The sequence below is a fragment of the Sphingobium sp. TomTYG73 genome (assembly GCF_055394245.1).
In genome coordinates, this window is sequence record NZ_AP027340.1 from 792,868 (window position 1) to 810,577 (window position 17,710).

The window sequence follows — 17,710 nt, forward strand, 5'->3', positions numbered from 1 at the left end:
ATGGCTCCTCTGGCGGGCCAAACGGCGGTCGTTACAGGGGGCAGCGGCGGTATCGGCACGGCTTGCGCACGGGCGCTGGTTGCCGATGGCGCGCGCGTGCTCATCACGGGGCGCAGGCAGGAAGCGCTGAACGCAGCGCGCAACTGCATAATCGGCGATTTTCCGGACGCCCAGGTCGCGATCTCCGTTGGTGATGCCACATCCGAAAAGGACGTTGGCGACGCGCTTGCGCACGCATACGCAATGGCAGATCGCCTCGATATTCTGGTGCCTGCGGTCGGAGGGGGCGGCTTCGGCCCCTTCCTCTCGACCAGTGTAGAGGATTTGCGCCGGGATCTTGACCTCAACATCACCAGCGCTTTCATCGCGATGCAGGCCGGGGCCAGGTTGATGCGCGAAGGCGGGTCGATCGTGTGCATATCGTCCACGGCCGCGATCCTCCCCTTCCCCGCGCTCGCCTCCTATTGCGCCAGCAAAGCTGGGCTGGAAGCATTGATCCGGACGGTGGCGGACGAACTGGGCGCGCTCGGCATTCGTGTCAACGCGGTTCGCCCCGGCCTCACCCGCAGCGACGCGACGGCGGACATGTTCGCCAGCCCGGCGGTCATCGATCGCTTTCTGGAGCAAACGCCGCTCAAACGGACAGGAGAGCCGGAAGATATCGCGGCGGCGGTGGCCTATCTCGCCAGCCCCGCTGCGTCCTGGGTCACCGGACAATCCTTCGCGGTCGACGGTGGACAGGAACTGAGGCGCAATCCGGACCTGCTGGGCGGCGCCTGATCAACAGACAGAATAATCAAGGACAGGATGATGCTGGATTTCACGGGCAAGACGGTTTTGGTGACTGGCGGCGGCGCGGGGATCGGACGCGCCTGCGCCGACGCTTTTGCACGGCAAGGCGCGCAGGTCTTCATTGCAGAGATCGATCCGGAACGCTGCGCCAATTTCACCGTCGGTAGGGCAATCCAATGCGACGTCAACGATCCGCGACAGGTTGATGCGCTGGCCGACCGACTGAAACAGGAAACGGGCGGGAAGCTCGATATTCTTGTGAACAATGTCGGCCATTTCCTTCATGCCAAAGCATTTTCCGATCTTTCACGTAATGAGATGCAGGAAATTGTCGGTCTCAACCTGATCAGCCTCATGCACGTGACGAACCGCCTGCTCCCGCTACTGAAGGCATCGGCCCCCGGCAGTTCGATCATCAACATAACCTCCATCGAAGCCTATCGCGGAATTCCCAACTGCTCCGTCTATGCCGCCGCCAAATGGGGGATAACGGGCTTCACCAAGAGCCTCGCGCTCGAACTCGCGCCGCTCGGCATCAGGGTGAATGACATCGCGCCGGAAACCACGGACACACCCCAAACCCCGATCAATTATATGGTGCCGCCGGAAAACCGCGAACATGTGCAAAGATGGGTGCCGCTCGGCCGCTTCGGCCATCCGGACGACTGCGCAGGTGCAGCGCTTTACCTCGCCAGCCCGCTCGCGTCCTGGGTCACGGGAACAGCCATCAATGTCGATGGCGGTTCGCTGGCAGCGGCCGGATGGATTCGTGATATCAACGGGACCTGGACCAACATGCCAATCGTGACTGGCAACGGAATGAACCTGTGAGCGGCGCGATGAACAAGCTGATCGACGAAGCAGCGCTCCGGCGTGCGGCGGAAATCTACGCTCAGGGCGCGGATCGGAAGGACAAGCAACTGTGGCGATCCGTGCTGGCGAATGACTGCCGGATCGAAGGGCCGGGCTTCGTCACAGAAGGACTGGAGGCGACATTGATGTCGATCGACGGACTCGCGCAGATGTTCCGCTCGACCTTCCATCGCATCCATAACCAAACAGTTATGATCGACGGTGACAGAGCCAGTGGTGAGACCTATTGCACCGCCGATCATTTGCTCAACGACGCAGACCAGATTTTGCGCTGGACGATCCGTTATCTCGATGAATGGCGTCGTGAAGGTGACGCTTGGCGCTTTACCCGGCGTAAGCTCGAACTGTTGTGGGAGGAAATGGTGCCCGTGACGGTTCGTCACGGCTAACGCAAATCCTAATTCATTGGGAAGCAATCAAAATCGCGCTACACATGTAGGACCCTGTCCAGCCCGGATCATATACCGCATCGTCGGCGTTGTAGATCCGGGCAACAAAGTGGAATGCGATGAACGAAAGACGTGCCTGCATAAACGCGATAGGTTGCGCCGTTCCTGACCAGGATGTGCATTCCCCCTTCATTCGATGGGCCAGCCAGCAATTAGTGGATGAACGGGCGCGCAGCCTGTTCGTCCGCATGGCAGAGCGCAGCGGCATCAATCATCGCTGGTCGGTCCTTCCCCAAGTGGACGCGGAAGCCTCACCTGTCGATCCCGGCGGCTTTTATGCGGACGCCACGCCTTCGACATCGCAACGCATGCAACTCTATCATCGCTACGCCCCTGAATTGGCCCTGCGAGCCATCGACGCCTTGCGCGCAAAGATAGTTCTCGATGGCATTACCCATCTGGTCGTTGCCAGTTGCACCGGCTTCGTCGCTCCCGGCGTCGATCAGATCATCGCCGACGCGCTGGGTCTGGTCGGTGTGGAGCGGACACTTGTAGGTTTCATGGGCTGTTACGCAGCGGTCGCGGCGCTTCGGACTGCGCGGCATATCGTGCGGTCGGAGCCCGACGCGCACGTACTGGTGGTCACGGTCGAACTGTCGTCGCTTCACCTTCAGCGGGAACAGCAAGTCGAAAGATTGCTGATGATGCTGCAATTTGGCGATGGCGCGGCGGCGGCACTGGTCAGCGCGCAGGATCGCGGTTTCGCGATGGATGCGCCCTTCGCGATCAATCTGGAAGCTTCTGCCGATCTCATCCGTTGGGAGATCGGCGACGCCGGTTTCGTCATGCACCTGTCGGGCGAAGTCCCGAGCCGCATTCAGACCGCTCTGCGAGACAATTGCGTCAGGGACCGGATTTGCGGTTCGACTGATCCCGCATCGGTCGCGAATTGGGCGGTTCATGCGGGGGGCCGTTCCATATTGGACGCAGTCGAAAACGGCATGGACCTGCAACCCGATGCGCTGGCGGTGTCTCGCGGCATCCTCGCGCGCCATGGCAACATGTCGTCCGCAACGCTTATGTTTATCCTCAACGACCTGCTCGATGAAGGGAGTCCCGGCCCCGGCGTCGCGCTCGCCTTCGGACCGGGTGTCGCTGCGGAAGGGTTCCGCTTTTCGCGGGCCGGATGATGACAGGAGCGGCCAAGCTGGAGGCGCTCATCATAGGCGGCGGCCCGTCAGGATCGGCCACCGCCATCACCCTCGCCCGCGCCGGAATGAGGCCGCATCTGATTGAACGCCATGCCGCTGCCCGCGCTGGCGTATGCGGCGGCTTCCTTGGCTGGGACGCGATCGCTGGCCTTATGGAATTGGGAGTGGACCCCTGGAAGCTTGGGGCGCGGCCCATAAGCCGCTTCAGGCTGGCCACGGGGACACGCTGCGTCGAAGCCGCCCTGCCCGCCACAGCCGGCGGCATTTCCCGCCACGTCCTGGACAATGCCCTTATGCAGGCAGCGGCCGACGCCGGTGCTATCGTCAGCCGAGGCCGAACAGCCCGCATGGCCGATCCAGATAGCCGCGCCGTGCGCTTCGACAATGGCGAGACACTTGCCACAGACGCCCTGTTCATAGGCGTCGGCAAGCATGAGCTGCGCGGCGTCGCCCGGGATTTCTCAAGCTCATCGATCGGGCTACGCACCTCTCTCCCTACGTCCTCCGCATTGCATGGCACGCTGTCGGGCTTCGTTGAACTGCACCTGTTCGATAAAGGCTATGCAGGACTGCTGTTGCAGGAGGATGGATCGGTCAATCTCTGCCTGTCGGTAAGCAGAGATCGGCTCACTACAGCGGGGAGCGTTCCCGCGCTGCTGGACGAGTTGCAACAGGAGGCGCCACTGCTCAGCGAACGGCTTCAAGGCGTCCCCGCCCATTTCGATGCTGTCGCGGGTGTTCCCTATGGCTGGCGCGCGCCGCAAAGCCACAAAGGCGTCTTTCGGATCGGCGATCAGAGCGCCGTCATAGCCTCCCTCGCAGGCGACGGTATCGCCATCGCCCTGGCCAGCGGCGCGAGCGCCGCCGAGGCGATGCTGGCCGCAGGACCAGAAGCCTCACCGGCATGGCAGGACAAATGGCGGCGGCAATGCGAGCGGCCTGTCGGCATTGCCGAAGCCCTGCGCCATGGCGCCGCAGCGCCCCTGACCCGCAATATCCTCATGTCGCTGTTACGGTTCGCGCCTCGATTGGGAACGGGCGCCGCATCCCTCACCCGGATCAGGAAAGGGTAAGCGGCGTCTCCCGCACGCGCTCCACGCACAGGCGAAAGGCGAAACGGCGCACTATCCGCACCTGATCCTCGGATATGCCAGCCTGCGCCAGCAGATCGACCCATTCCCGACGCCGGAACGATCGGGCGATCGATAATTGACCGTCTTCCCGCACGATCCTGTGGACGCGCAGCAGTCGCGCCAGAATGGGGAAGCCCCAATGCGCAAAACCATGGCGGTGCAGGTCGCAGATCAACCAGCCCATCCTCGCATTCGCTTCCATATGACGCAGGAAGGTCATCAGCTGCGCGTCGGTCATATGATGCGTGACCTGGCTTGAAATGATGAAGTCGAACGGCTCCGGCTGATCGAGATAATCGCCAGCCCGATAATCGATCGACAGGTCGGACGGGGTCGCATGCCGCGCCGCCTGCAAACTCTTTTCATTCAGGTCCACGCCTATCAGCTCGGCATCGATACCCCGGCGCCGCGCCCATCGGGCAATCGCGCGCAGAACGTCGCCGTCGCCAAATCCGACATCGAGCAGCCGGAAATGTCTTGCCGGTCCCACTGCACGTTGGAGGAAGGCGATGGTGGGCCAGGCTGTAAACGTCCATCGGTTGACCCGGGCCAGATCGTGAAGCACCCGCTCATATACGGCCGGATCGAGATCGGGCGCGTCCATCTGCTCTTCCTGACGCGATCTTGTGATGAGCTTTGCCATGTCTCGTCTTCTCCCGCGATCATTCTACCACGGAGAAAGCAGTTGATGCGCCACAGTTTTTGTCTCACCGTGCAAAGGACGGGGCGGATAGGAGTATGACAATGCTGGCGGCGTCCCTCCTCTTGCTCGCCTCTTCGACTGCGCTTCCTGTAACCGACGTAGCCGGTCTATGGGTGACGGACGATGGCAAGGGCCTTGTCAGGATCGAGCCGTGCGGCGCGAAACTGTGCGGTCGTATCGTGCGAGTGCTCGATACGGGTGCCGATGTCCCCAAGACAGACGTGCACAACCCGAACCCTCGCCTCCGCGCGCGGCCTCTGGCGGGCCTTCTTACCCTCTGGGATTTCAATCGATCCGATTCCGCATGGACAGGCGGGCGGGCCTATGATCCGAAAAGCGGGAAAAGCTATCGCTCGTCACTGGCGCGCAACCCTGACGGATCGCTGAAGCTCACCGGCTGCGTGCTCTTCATCTGTGAATCGCGACGCTGGACTCGAGGCGGCTAAGGGCCGATCGACATTCAGGAGATGGCGTGTCGAAAATGGTGGTTTTCCGTGACCCGGAGCGCAGCGTACTCACAGTACGTGAGCACCGGAAGCGCGGAGAACCGCCATTTGCAGGCCGCCAGAACTGAATGTCGATCGGCCCTAGGCCGGTTCCCACTGGAATATCCCATACCGCATCGCCCCTGTGCGTAGCGCAAGGATGAGGCGCGGAAGGCTCAATATGAAATCGCGGCTCATCGTGGCGCGGCCAATCGCAAGCCGACGGATGTCCCGGTCGCTCAACACGCTCTTCGCCAAACGACCAAGGCATATCGACCAAGTCCGGCGCACCTCCCGGCTGATGTCCCGATAATCCATCAGGCGAAATCCAGCGTCAGAGGCCAATGTCAGATAATCTTCCCGGCTTCCCATGCTGGGCAACCTGCCCTCCTTGCATATCGGCAGGAGCAAATGCCGCACCTCCCACGCAGAAGCCCCCTCCCCCTCCAGCCAGGCGCACACGACCAAGCGGCCGCCCGGCCGCAATATGCGTCTTGCCTCGGTGAAGAAGCGCGGCTTATCCGTCATATGCTCGGAACTTTCGATCGCATAAGCGCGGTCGAACGACGCCGATTCCAGGCCGTTGTCCAACCAGTCCCGCACCACACAGCTGAAGCGCGGCGAACGCTCTTGCGCAATTGCGTGCTGGGCCGCCGATAGCGTCAGGCCGACGATCGACACGTCATGGCGTGTCAGGATATCGGCCGCCGTCGCCCCATATCCGCAACCAATGTCGCAAATACGGTGCCCAGCCTCTATGCAAAGCCTTTGCTCCACCGCGGCCACCAGTTCGGCAGCGGCCTGCTCAGGCGTTTCGGCCCCGGTGCGCCAATATCCGTGGTGAACATGATCGCCCCAGATGCGACGATAGGCGAGGTCAAGCTCATCATAGTGAAGCGCAACGCTTCGGGAATCCGGCGCTTGATCGGGAACAATCATGCGGCTCAGGGCACCGGCCGATCCGCGTGCGTCGCGGTCAGGAAAGACGGATAGATCATCGTGACGGAAGCCGCAGCGATGATGACGAGGGCCGCGATCAATGCGGCTCCGCTACTCAACCGCCCCCGATTGCGCGCATAAAGCACCAGGCCGAGCAGGGCCGCAGCGATCAGGATGATGATGGCAGTAAGTCCGGTTAGCGACATCGATCAAACTCCTGAAAATGAGGAAGATCGGTCCCTCGTGCAGGGATCGCAAAGATTGCAATTACCAATGCGGCGATTCGTTCCGAGTGTCGTCCCCCACTGGTGCTGCGGTTGCAGAGGCTGGTACCGCCACATCTGACGTTCGCGATGCCGGATCGGGCGCACGCAGGCTGGTATAAGCTATGAGCGCCGCCAGAGCCAGACCCGCAGCAACGATCGCCCACAGCCATCGCTTGGCATTTCGCCGCTGCCGCCGCTCTTCATCCTTGGGCATCAGCTCACCTTTCTTCGCGCTTTAATTAATCGAACGGCGGTTGAACCAGTTCCGGCAGATAAGGACGACTATTATGAATGAGCGCAATGCACATCGCGCAATTGCATGTGCGCTTAGCCGGGCGGTGGCGCGATCCCGTCGAAGCCCCCTTGCGTTCCCCCCGCGATAGGCAGAACATCGCTCCGTCAGAAGGACCGTCTTCGCCACGAAAGACGGGATGAGGAGAGCAAGGATGAGCGGCACGCAATCGCGCTCCATTGCGCTGATCGGCCCCGCCGGAGCGGGTAAAACCAGCCTCGCGGAAGCTATCATGCACATCAGCGGGGCTGTTTCGCGACAGGGATCGGTCGAAGCTGGCACCAGCGTCGGCGATGCAAGTCCGGAAGCGCGAGAGCGGGGAAGCTCCACCGAACTCAACCTCATGCAGTTCGAATGGATGGGGGATCATTTCTCCCTCGTCGATATTCCGGGCTCGCCCAGCTTTGCCGATGATGCAGCCATCGCTCTCAATGCGGTCGACCTCGCCATCGTCGTGATCGATCCCGACCCGGCCCGCGCCCCTCTGGCAGAACCCACGCTGCGCAAGCTCGAACGCGCAGGCGTTCCGCACGCCCTGTTCGTCAACAAGATCGAGCAGGCGCGTGGCAGCATCCAGGATCTGCTTACGGCCCTCGCCCCGATGAGCGCCGCCGCGCTCGTCGCCCGGCAGATTCCGATCCGGTCGGGCGATCGGGTCGACGGCTTCGTCGATCTCGCGCTGGAACGGGCCTATCATTATGAGACAGGCAAGCAATCGCAGCAGATCGCGCTCGCCGAAGAGTTGAAGGCTGATGAAAGCCAGGCGCGCTTCCATATGCTGGAACAACTGGCCGATCATGACGACATCCTGCTTGAACAGCTCTTGTCGGACGAACAGCCAAGCCTTCAAACCATCTTCGCCGATCTCGCACAGGAAACCGCCAGCGGTCTCATCGTGCCGGTGCTGTTCGGTTCCGCCGCCAATGGCTTCGGTATCCGGCGTCTGCTCAAGATGCTGCGGCATGACACACCTGCCCCGGCAAAGACGGCGGCGCGGCTAGGCATCACCGGAGCAGCGGCACAGGTGCTGAAGATTTCCCATGCGGCGACAGTAGGCCGCCTGGCGATCGCGCGGCTGTTCGGCGGCAATTTGCAGGACGGCGCGGACTTGCAGGACAATGGCGGACAATCCCTGCGCGCGGGCGGGATATTTGCGCTTCAGGGTCTTGCCACCACCAAGATTCCCTCCGCCGAACCGGGCGCGATCGTCGGCATTGCCAAGATCGACACTGTAAAGGCAGGTGACCTGATCGGCATCGCGGCCAAACCCGGCGGCGACGGGCTGCTCGCTCACCGACCGGCAACCAATTGCGCGGTGGCGATCGCCGCGAAGGATCATAAGGATGAGGTGCGCCTGTCCACCGCTCTCAATCGACTGGCGGAGGAAGATCACGCGCTTCACTGGAGCCAGGACGAAGCATCACGAGAGACCTTGCTTCACGGCGTGAGTGACGAGCATCTGAACGTCGCGCTGGGCCGTCTGAAGCGCCGCTATGGCGTGGCCGTGTCGGTGCAGCCGCCGACGATCGCCTATAGGGAGTCGATCCGAAAGGCGGTCACGCAACGCGGGCGGCACAAGAAGCAATCTGGCGGCCATGGCCAGTTCGGCGATGTCGTGCTGGAAGTGCGCCCACTGGAACGGGGAGAGGGCCTTCGCTTCGAGGAACGGATCACGGGTGGCGCGATACCTAAGCAGTGGATTCCGGCGGTTGAAAAGGGCGTGCATGACGCCCAGGCAAAAGGTCCGCTCGGCTTTCCCGTGGTCGACGTCGCGGCGACTTTGGTCGATGGCTCCTTTCATAGCGTCGATAGCTCCGAACTCGCTTTCCGTACCGCCGGACGGATAGCGATGAGCGACGCACTGGCGGCTGCTTCCCCCTATCTGCTGGAGCCGGTCGCGCATGTGACGATCATGACGCCAGGCACCGCATCATCCCGCATCACCTCCGCCGTGGCGAGCCGTCGCGGTCAAATGCTGCGGATGACGAGCCGCGAAGGTTGGTCGGCCTGGGATGTGATTGAAGTCCTGCTACCGGAAGCGGGACTGCAAGGGCTGGAGGCGGAAATCCGTTCGATGAGCCAGGGCATGGCTCATTTCGAAGCGCATTTCGATCATCTTGCGGAAGTCGCGCCGAAACTCGCCAGCAGCATCGTCCAGCGGGTCAAGGAGCCCGCCTGATCACGCAGGCAGATGATGCCGCGCCCAACTGACGATCGCGGCCATCGGCATAGCGCCCGGATTGCGCGCGATTTCCCGTCCCTTGTAGACGATGACCAGCGAAGGAATGCTGCGTATCGCATAGCGGGCGGCAAGATCGGCGTCCGCTTCCGTATCAATCTTCCCCAGCCGGGCATGTGGTTCCAGCTGCGCGGCAGCGGCTTCGAAAGCTGGCGCCATCTGGCGACAGGGACCGCACCAGTTCGCCCAGAAATCGATGATGAGCGGGACGTCGCTGCTCACCGCATGCTGCGAAAAATTGGCGCTGTTCAGCGTCACCGGCCGACCCTGGAACAATGCCTGCTTGCACCGCCCGCAACGCCCCTCGCCCAACCGTTCCTTCGGCACACGGTTCAGCGTAGCGCAGGCCGGGCAACTGATCACAAGGGGTCCGTCCATGCTCACCGGCCTTCTGTTTAGGCCGCCAGCCCGCGTGATCGAAGCAAGGCATCGACTTCTGGCGCGCGTCCGGCGAAAGCCCGAAAATTCTCGGCTGCGGAACGGCTGGCGCCCGCCGCCAATATCTCGCGGCGGAAGGCGGTGGCGCCTCCCCCCGGCAGATCGGCATGAGAGAATATCTCGAAAGCGTCGGCCGACAGAAGTTCAGCCCACAGATAAGAATAATAGCCCGCCGCATATCCGCCCGCGAAAATATGGCTGAACGCATGGGCGAAGCGGTTCCATTCGGGCGGATGGACAACAGCCACCGCCGCTCGCACTTGTTCCAGCGTCTGCATCACGCGCGCGCCCTGGGTGGGATCATAATCGCGATGAAGCAGCAGGTCGAAGGTCGCAAACTCGATCTGACGCAACAATGCCAGCCCCGCCTGAAACTGCCGCGCAGCAAGCAGCCGGTCAAATAGAGGCTCAGGCAACGGCTCGCCCGTATCCACATGCCCGGACAGGCCGATCAGCGTGTCCTTTTCCCAGGCGAAATTCTCCATGAACTGGCTGGGCAACTCGACCGCATCCCATTCGACGCCGGAAATGCCGCCGACCGACGGCAGATCGACCTCCGTCAGCAGATGGTGCAGCACATGGCCAAATTCATGGAACAGCGTCACCACATCATTATGCGTCACCAACGAGGGACGATCGCCCGCAGGCGGTGCGAAGTTGGTGGTCAGATAGGCAATCGGCCGGTGAAAGGCATCGGCATCCCGGAACCGCGCCCGGCACACATCCATCCACGCCCCGCCGCGCTTACCAGCCCGCGCGAACAGGTCGAGATAGACCCCCGCCACAATCTCGCCGCTCGCATCCAGCACGTCATAGAACAGGACATCGGGATGCCAGGTGGAAACAGCTTCCCGCTCTATCAGGCGCACATCGAAAAGCCGCTCGATCAGCTTCTGCGTACCCGCCAGCACACGCGGCAAGGGGAAATAGGCTTTCAGCGCTTCCTGATCGACCCCATGCAACGTCCGCCGCATCGCTTCGGCGACGTAGGACAGGTCCCACGGATAAAGTTCGTTCAAACCAAAATGCTCAGCGGCAAAGGCTCGCGCCTCCCCCAGTTCCTTCTCGCCGACGGGGCGGGCACGCTGGGCAAGGTCAGCCAGGAAGGCCAGCGCCTCGTCTGCATCCGCCGCCATCTTGGTTTCAAGCGAGTGCGCGGCGGAATCGTTGAAACCCAATATCTGCGCCGCTTCATGCCGCAGTGCCATGATCTGGTCGATCCGCTCGCTATTATCATGACTGCGGTCATCCGACTGATCGGACGCGCGCGTATTGTGGGCGCGATAAACCCGCTCCCGTAGTGCCCGATCGTCGGCGTGAAGCAGGATCGCCAGCACGCTGGGCTGGCGCAGAGTGATCAACCAACCCGGCAGGCCCTTTTCCTGCGCATAGGCGGCAAGAATGGCCTTGTCGCTTTCCGGCACCCCGGCCAGCGCCGCCTCGTCGGTCACATGCTCGCTCCACGCTTCCGTCGCGTCCAGCACGGCGTTGCCGAAGCGAGTGCTAAGGTCGCTCAGCGCCACGCCAATGTCGAGGAAGCGCTGGCGGGCCTCCCCCTCCAAAGCCACGCCTGCCAGACGGAAGGCACGCAGCGCCAGTTCGACGGCGCGCTTCTGCGCAGGACGCAAATCGGCAAAATCGGGCCGGCCGGCCACGCGCGCGACCGCATCATGATGCGCCCGGTTCTGCCCCGCCTCCATCAGATAAGCCGTCATCAAGGCCTGTGCCGAAGCGTGTGCTTCCCGCAATTCCGGGGTGTCGGCTACCCCTGCAAGATGACCGATGGGCGACCATGTGCGCGACAGGAGAAAGTCCGCCCGCTCCGCCGCCAATATGACGCTGCCGAAGTCATCGGCTTGCCCAGCCGTAATCTGCTCGATCGCTGCGCGGTGCTGGTCAATCGCTTCCTCTATGGCGGGAACCACATGTGCTGCCTCGATGGCGGCGAAATCGGGCAGGTCGGTATCGGCAAGGAGGGGGTTGAGCGAAGTCATGGCTACTCTTGGCTGGGGCAGCCCAAACGGGCTAGGGAAGCCCCTTAATTGGGCCATGACACGCCGCTCTTCAAGCTCCCTGTCGCCACCTCGCCCGCACAATCTTAACGAGCGTCCACCCCGTTGATCGCCAGGACCGACATGACAAGAGCCGTCGTCCCGCTGGGGATAGCCGGACGCACTGGCAGACATGGAAGCCACGCCCTGCTCAAAGGCTGCCTTTAAAACGGGGGCGATCCGCGCGACCAGCGTTGGATCATTAAGGGTGCCCTTCGGCGGTTCCTGATCTGCTCCATGCAGCGTCCGGCACCCCGCCTCCGCGACGTAGGGACCCCATGGAACGGGCGGATAGCTTATGGGCTGACGGCGCGGCCATGTCCCGCGCCGCCTTTTCTTTTACTTGGCCAGCAATTCCACAACCTCGATCAGATGCCCCTCGGTATCGGTCACGAAGGCAACCTTCACACCATGAGCTTCCCTGACTTCAATCGGCTGCACAACGTTGCCGCCAGCCTTTTGAACCCGCCCGACAAATGCCTCAAGGTCGCTCGTCTGGAATCCCAGGATCACCTCATCCTGTGCAGGGGCATCCCGATCCAGAAACTTGAACAAAACGAAGGTAGCGCCGCCTTCGCCCGTAGCATTGAACAGGATTTCATCGATCTGCCGATCGCCGACCGTATCCTGAATCCGCGCCATTTCAACGAGGCCCGCGACATCCTTGTAGAAGGTGGCGGTGCCCTCCAGGTCTTGCACCACAAGCTTTGTAAAACCAAAATGTGAGGTCATTCATCCTACTCCACGAAAGATACAAGAAAAGGGCCAGTGGATGGTCTCCACTGGCCCTCTGTGATCCTAAACGAACGACAGGATCAAGATTAGAACCGGAACATTCCGGTCAGGCCGAATTCGCGCGGATTGGTGACATTCACCGTGCGATAGCCGGAATCATAAGGAATTCCCGCGGCCGTATTGATCTGGGCGGTGCCCAGGTTGGTGTTGGTGATCCGCTTCTGGTTAAGCAGGTTCTTTACGAAGGCCGTAAGCTCGAACCGATCGTCTTCTGTGCGGAAGCCCGCAAAAACGTTCAGCAGGGTGCGCGAACGGTAGTCATAATCGACCTGGTCAGCATAGAAGCCCGGACGATAGTTCACGAGCGCCCGTACAAACGGCGTAAACTCACCCATCGGGAAACGGATTTCCGTATTCGCGGTGAGGGTGAAGTCCGGAGTCTGGGACAGGCGACCATTGGTCACGCAGTAGCTCACATTGCCCGGGCCAGTTATGACAGGGGAGCCGTCCTGATTGGGAACGCCCGTACCTGCGTAGTCATTGCAAGGTACGCGAGCATCTTTGAAACGCGCACGAACATAGGATGCGCTAATGCCCAAGTTCCAATTATCGTTGATGCGACCATCGATGGAAGCTTCCACGCCCTTGATCTTGGCATCGCCATTATAATTGAAGTCGAAGCCGCCGTTGGTCGGTTCTCCAGGGGCGATCGCCGTTCCATTGACACTGCAGGCCCCGTTCAATTCAGGGCAGTTATACTGGATGCCCGTGAACCGGCTCAGATAATTTTCAAGCGTCTGGTAAAACGCCGATACTGTGAAATTCACCCGATTGTCGAACAGCTTGCCCTTCAGACCGGCTTCGAAAGAATCGGTCTTTTCGGGTTGTGTACGGATCAGGTCCCGGCTCACCCCCGCGGGAACAGCGACCCCCGTGCTACCGGCCCGATAGGAGTGGCCATAGGCCAGATACACGTTGAGGCGCGGATTGAACTCATAGGAAACCGTCAGGCCGCCTGTCAGAGGCTTGTTCGTAAACCGCTGCAGATCAGCAGGAACGCCTTCCTCAAATCGTTCAAAAGCAGGTATGCCGAAACCGGCATAACCCGGAGAATTCAGGAAGATGTCCGTCGTTTGCACATTCTTGATAATGGAATAGCGCAAACCGCCTTCGATCGAGAAGCCGTTGGAACGGTAACGCAAATTGCCGTTGAACGACCATGTCTGCGCATTCACCGGAGTGAACACCTCTGTATCGATCGGCAGATACACGCCAAACGCGACAGGAAGCGGAGTAAAGAACTGGTCTGCTCGCTGATTGGTCACAACGGTGCCAGTCTGCTTCGTGTAGAACGCACCTACACCCCAGCCGAAACCTTCCTTGTTGTTGGACGCCAGGCGCAGTTCCGCCGAGTCCACCTTATAGGGCGTGTCAATGGTAGACGTTTGCACATAATCGGGGATCGCGTTGCCCGTGTCGAGATCGCGTTCCGCCTTCAGCCTGCTGTATTGGTGAGCGCCTGCGAAGGACAAGGTGGCCGGACCAAGATCATAATCGAAGGCCAGATTGACGATGTGGCTCTCATTCTGGTTACGGAACCGGCCGTCCGACACCGCGGCGTAATCCGACTCAGAAAGGGCCGGCCCCGACGGGTTAAAGCCGTCCGGCACATTGCCAGCACCGACAACCTGCTGAAACTGGCTGTTGTCCGCAAACAGATACTGGTAGCTCAGATAGGCAGTGAAGTCGCTGCTCGGCCGCCAGCCCAGCGTTACGCGCGCGCTTTCGGTGCGGCTGCGTGAGCGCTCGCCCGTCGTGATGTTGCGGACGTTGTTCAGGCGGTTGCCATCGACCAGGCCAGCGACGCGGATCGCAAGCGTGTCGTTGAAAGGCAGGGAAACGCCAGCCTGCACGTTGTAGCCATCGCGCGAGGTAGCGGTCGCCTGCGCATAGCCCTCGATTTCGTCGAAGTTCGGGCGGCGGGTCGCGATGGTGATAGAGCCAGCCGGCGAAGACAGACCGCGCAGCAAGCCCTGCGGACCACGCAGCACTTCGATCTGCTGAATGTCATAAAGAGCGGTATAGACGGTCTGCGCGTCGGTCGGGATTTCGTTGTAATAGACCTGAACCGCCGGGCTGGTGCCCTGATCGGGATCGAAGGTCACGCCACGCAGGGTGGTTGTGTTGTTGCGGCCCGAGGTGTTGGTCAGTTCAAGACCAGGTGCAAGCTGCTGCACGTCCTTCGCGTCGAAAATGTTGAACTTCTGGAGCTGTTCGCCGGTCGCGACGTTGACGGCCATCGGCACCGACTGGAGCGATCTTGATTCGCGCGTCGCAGTGACGACGATTTCAGCCGTTCCATCCGCTTCGCCGCTGGCGACATCCTGCGCCCAGGCAGCGACGGGGACGATCAGCGCTGCGCCGCACAACAACGCAGAGATTCCATTCACCTTCTTCATGACGTCCTTTCCTTGATTAGCAGGGACTTGGTCCCAACGATGTTGAGGGCCGCTAACGGTCGTGCGGCCACCCCGCAATCCGGTGAGTCATGTTTTGTAAATTTTCGCACGAACCCGTGCTTTATGGGCAACAGTGAGGTTAGGCCATTTCCCTAATTTACGTCTAAAATCTGACCTATGCATACGCATACAGATGAACCGATTTTCATCTTATAGCTTTCTTCGTTGACACGATGGCTGTTCACCTGTCCCCGTCAGGAAGAGCATATCAACTACATCCTTGTTATTGGTACGGCAAAGTGCGATTACAACGGTCTTGTTCGAGGGAGCCGTATGACTGACAGCCGCAAGACAATTTTCCTGACCGGGGCCACCGGCAATATGGGCCGCGAAACGGTGAAGCGCATTGCGGAAAAGGCGGACACGCTGCGCCTGCGAATATTGGTAAGGCCAGAGGAAAAGTCCCACCCCGTCGTCAAGGACGTTCAGCGCCGTGGCTTGGCTGAGGTGATATGGGGCGACCTCACCGACCCTATGTCGATCCGTAAGGGGGTCGAGGGCGCCGATGTCGTGCTTCATGTCGGCGCGCTGGTGTCACCGCTTGCGGATCGCCTTCCGGCCGAGCTTGTGACCCGCGTCAACGTCGGCGGCGCGCAGAATATCGTCGATGCGATCCACGCGGTGGGCGATCCCAAGCAGACACGGCTCATCTATATCGGCACCGTCGCCGAAACCGGCAGCCGCAATGCACCTGTGCATTGGGGACGGACAGGCGATCCGATCAAGATCAGCGCCTATGATCATTATGCCGTTACAAAGACACAGGCGGAAGCGATCGTCGCACAGAGCGGCATCACCCATTGGGCATCGGTGCGCCAAAGCGGGATGGCGCATTTCGAAATGTGGAAGATTTTCGATCCGATCATGTTCCACAATCCGCTCAATGGCGTGTTCGAATGGTCTACCGCCAATGACAGCGGCCGCTTGATGGCGGCACTGTGCGGCGACGATGTGCCCGCCGCATTCTGGCGCAATTTCTATAATCTGGGCGGCGGCGCGTCATCGCGCGTGGTGAATCATGAGTTCATGGAGAAATCCATGCCCAACTACCGCAAGGTGCTGAAACCGCACTGGTTTGCCACCCGCAATTTCCACGGCCAATGGTATGCTGACTCCGACCGGCTCGAAGCCTTGGTGCCCTTCCGCGAACAATCGCTCGATGAGTATTTCCACGAAGCCCCGCGGCATATGCCGTGGATCGCCCGCATGGTGCCCAAGCTGATGCCGGGTGTCGTTTCAAAACAGATCGAAAAGCTGGCCAACGGGCCAGACGGCAGCCTCAACTGGTTCGTCACCAATAATGAAGCCAAGATCCGCGCTTATTTCGGATCGCGCGCGGCATGGGAAGCCATTCCCCGCAATTGGGACGACTTCCACTTCGCCCAGCCTTCGCGGGAACCGGCCTTGCTCGATCATGGCTATGATGAAAGCCGTTCGCCGGAAGATTGGCGGATCGATGATTTGAAGGCAGCGGCGGAATATCGCGGCGGCAAATATCTCGGCAACTCTTTCGATGGCCCGGACGTACCCGTGGAATGGCAGTCCGCTGTAGGCCATCGCTTCACGATGACGCCACGTCTATACCTCCAGGGCGGTCATTGGTGCCCCGTCATCATGCTCGATACCACCGCCTATGAAGCGGAAGCGGCGCGCAATCCCTTCTTCGCGCAGGTATGGGGCGACGCCGCCGGTTGAGCGGGACCAGATAGAAGGAGAGGTGGGATGAAAAATCAGCTGAAGTGCTTGGCTATCGCATGGATCTTGGGCGCCACGGCGGCCAATGCGCAGTTGTCGGCCCCGTCGGAATTGCAGCAGGCGATACCGCTTGGCACCGGCCTCGTGCCCGGTGGCAACGGCCCTGAAATCTGGTTCGGCAAGTCCGGCAACATGAGCGTCCGCAATACCAGCGAAGCCGCCTTGCTGCCTGTCCTCCCCGACCCGGCAAAAGCGACCGGCACCGCCATGGTCATTGCGCCGGGCGGCGGCTTCATGACGCTTTCCTGGGATCATGAGGGGATGGAGGTCGCTCGCCTGCTGGCCGATCAGGGCATCGCCGCCTTCGTGCTCAAATACCGGCTGGACCCGACCCCGCGCGACTGGCCAGCTTTCGGCAAGATGATGCAGGGCAGAATGACCGAATGGGTCGGCAAGCCCGGTGAAGGTCTGCGCATCGTCACGCCCCCTTATGCGATCGCCGATGGGATCGCGGCGCTGAAGCTCGTCCGCGCGCGCGCAGCCAAATGGCATGTCGATCCGACCAAGGTCGGCATGATCGGCTTTTCTGCCGGAGCGCGAACGACGATCCGCGTGACCATCGACGCGTCGCCCGCCGACCGTCCCGCCTTTTCCGTCATGCTCTATCCACCGATGGAAAAGGTGGACGTACCGGCCGACGCGCCCCCCGCCTTCGTGGCTATGGCGACCGATGATCCGCTGTCAGGACGCGCGGGCTATGCACTCATCGAAAGCTGGATTGCTGCTCGCCGCCCAATCGAGTTCCACGCCTATCAACGTGGCGGTCATGGTTTCGGCCTGGGTGATAAGGGCACGGCCACGCAAGGTTGGACCGAAGCGTTGTTCCGCTGGATCGACCTCAACGGCTTCGGGGCAAAGGAAGCACCGAAGCGCTGAGTTCGCTGTCCCGC

The 17,710-nt window shown here is 61.2% G+C and carries 17 protein-coding genes; 9 read left to right on the forward strand and 8 right to left on the reverse strand.

The window, feature by feature from the left end:
• From ACZ5TH_RS16395 to ACZ5TH_RS16415, 5 genes are all read left to right on the forward strand, one after another.
• The gene (locus ACZ5TH_RS16395) at window positions 1–780 is read left to right on the forward strand and encodes an SDR family NAD(P)-dependent oxidoreductase (RefSeq protein WP_464795319.1); all 780 of its coding nucleotides are present in this window, start codon (window positions 1–3) and stop codon (window positions 778–780) included.
• 30 nt (window positions 781–810) lie between these two features.
• Complete coding sequence (locus ACZ5TH_RS16400; RefSeq protein ID WP_464795320.1) at window positions 811–1,623, forward strand: SDR family NAD(P)-dependent oxidoreductase; 813 nt, start codon at window positions 811–813, stop codon at window positions 1,621–1,623.
• Window positions 1,620–2,054, forward strand: coding sequence for a nuclear transport factor 2 family protein (locus tag ACZ5TH_RS16405; protein WP_464795321.1), 435 nt, complete (start codon window positions 1,620–1,622; stop codon window positions 2,052–2,054). The genes ACZ5TH_RS16400 and ACZ5TH_RS16405 overlap by 4 nt, the downstream gene beginning before the upstream one ends.
• 119 nt (window positions 2,055–2,173) lie before the next feature.
• A complete protein-coding gene (locus ACZ5TH_RS16410) occupies window positions 2,174–3,244 on the forward strand; it encodes a type III polyketide synthase (RefSeq protein ID WP_464795322.1) in 1,071 nt (356 codons plus the stop codon).
• Window positions 3,241–4,338, forward strand: coding sequence for an NAD(P)/FAD-dependent oxidoreductase (locus ACZ5TH_RS16415; RefSeq protein WP_464772856.1), 1,098 nt, complete (start codon window positions 3,241–3,243; stop codon window positions 4,336–4,338). Before ACZ5TH_RS16410 ends, ACZ5TH_RS16415 begins: the two co-directional genes overlap by 4 nt.
• On the opposite strand, the gene ACZ5TH_RS16420 is transcribed toward ACZ5TH_RS16415, so the two are convergent.
• Complete coding sequence (locus ACZ5TH_RS16420; RefSeq protein ID WP_464795323.1) at window positions 4,325–5,041, reverse strand: methyltransferase domain-containing protein; 717 nt, start codon at window positions 5,039–5,041, stop codon at window positions 4,325–4,327. The two genes, ACZ5TH_RS16415 and ACZ5TH_RS16420, sit on opposite strands and share 14 nt — an antisense overlap.
• A 101-nt stretch (window positions 5,042–5,142) precedes the next feature.
• On the opposite strand from ACZ5TH_RS16420, the gene ACZ5TH_RS16425 reads away from it, so the two are divergent.
• A complete protein-coding gene (locus tag ACZ5TH_RS16425; protein ID WP_464795324.1) occupies window positions 5,143–5,547 on the forward strand; it encodes a DUF2147 domain-containing protein in 405 nt (134 codons plus the stop codon).
• Between the two features lie 141 nt (window positions 5,548–5,688).
• Here the strand turns inward: ACZ5TH_RS16425 and ACZ5TH_RS16430 are convergent, their stop codons facing one another.
• From ACZ5TH_RS16430 to ACZ5TH_RS16440, 3 genes are all read right to left on the reverse strand, one after another.
• Window positions 5,689–6,525, reverse strand: coding sequence for an SAM-dependent methyltransferase (locus ACZ5TH_RS16430; protein ID WP_464795325.1), 837 nt, complete (start codon window positions 6,523–6,525; stop codon window positions 5,689–5,691).
• A 5-nt stretch (window positions 6,526–6,530) separates the two neighbouring features.
• Window positions 6,531–6,731 carry a hypothetical protein gene (locus tag ACZ5TH_RS16435; protein ID WP_464780316.1) on the reverse strand — a complete coding sequence of 67 codons (201 nt, stop codon included), beginning with the start codon at window positions 6,729–6,731 and terminating at the stop codon, window positions 6,531–6,533.
• A 61-nt stretch (window positions 6,732–6,792) separates the two neighbouring features.
• Window positions 6,793–7,005 carry a hypothetical protein gene (locus tag ACZ5TH_RS16440; protein ID WP_464795326.1) on the reverse strand — a complete coding sequence of 71 codons (213 nt, stop codon included), beginning with the start codon at window positions 7,003–7,005 and terminating at the stop codon, window positions 6,793–6,795.
• A 232-nt stretch (window positions 7,006–7,237) separates the two neighbouring features.
• On the opposite strand from ACZ5TH_RS16440, the gene ACZ5TH_RS16445 reads away from it, so the two are divergent.
• Entirely contained in the window at window positions 7,238–9,262 is a 2,025-nt protein-coding gene (locus ACZ5TH_RS16445) for an elongation factor G (RefSeq protein ID WP_464795327.1), read from the forward strand.
• On the opposite strand, the gene trxC is transcribed toward ACZ5TH_RS16445, so the two are convergent.
• The 4 genes from trxC to ACZ5TH_RS16465 all read right to left on the reverse strand — a co-directional run bounded on the left by trxC (window position 9,263) and on the right by ACZ5TH_RS16465 (window position 15,005).
• Complete coding sequence (gene trxC / locus ACZ5TH_RS16450; protein WP_464795328.1) at window positions 9,263–9,700, reverse strand: thioredoxin TrxC; 438 nt, start codon at window positions 9,698–9,700, stop codon at window positions 9,263–9,265.
• A 17-nt stretch (window positions 9,701–9,717) separates the two neighbouring features.
• On the reverse strand, window positions 9,718–11,754 hold the full coding sequence (locus ACZ5TH_RS16455) for a M3 family metallopeptidase (protein WP_464795329.1): 2,037 nt from the start codon (window positions 11,752–11,754) through the stop codon (window positions 9,718–9,720).
• 396 nt (window positions 11,755–12,150) lie between these two features.
• A complete protein-coding gene (locus tag ACZ5TH_RS16460; RefSeq protein WP_464795330.1) occupies window positions 12,151–12,543 on the reverse strand; it encodes a VOC family protein in 393 nt (130 codons plus the stop codon).
• An 89-nt stretch (window positions 12,544–12,632) separates the two neighbouring features.
• Window positions 12,633–15,005 carry a TonB-dependent receptor gene (locus ACZ5TH_RS16465; RefSeq protein WP_464795331.1) on the reverse strand — a complete coding sequence of 791 codons (2,373 nt, stop codon included), beginning with the start codon at window positions 15,003–15,005 and terminating at the stop codon, window positions 12,633–12,635.
• Between the two features lie 333 nt (window positions 15,006–15,338).
• Between ACZ5TH_RS16465 and ACZ5TH_RS16470 the strand changes: the two genes are divergently transcribed.
• Together ACZ5TH_RS16470 and ACZ5TH_RS16475 are read left to right on the forward strand one after the other, a co-directional pair.
• Window positions 15,339–16,760 carry an NAD-dependent epimerase/dehydratase family protein gene (locus ACZ5TH_RS16470; protein WP_449469060.1) on the forward strand — a complete coding sequence of 474 codons (1,422 nt, stop codon included), beginning with the start codon at window positions 15,339–15,341 and terminating at the stop codon, window positions 16,758–16,760.
• Window positions 16,761–16,787: 27 nt separating this feature from the next.
• Window positions 16,788–17,696, forward strand: coding sequence for an alpha/beta hydrolase (locus tag ACZ5TH_RS16475; RefSeq protein WP_449469058.1), 909 nt, complete (start codon window positions 16,788–16,790; stop codon window positions 17,694–17,696).
• Window positions 17,697–17,710: the final 14 nt, after the last annotated feature.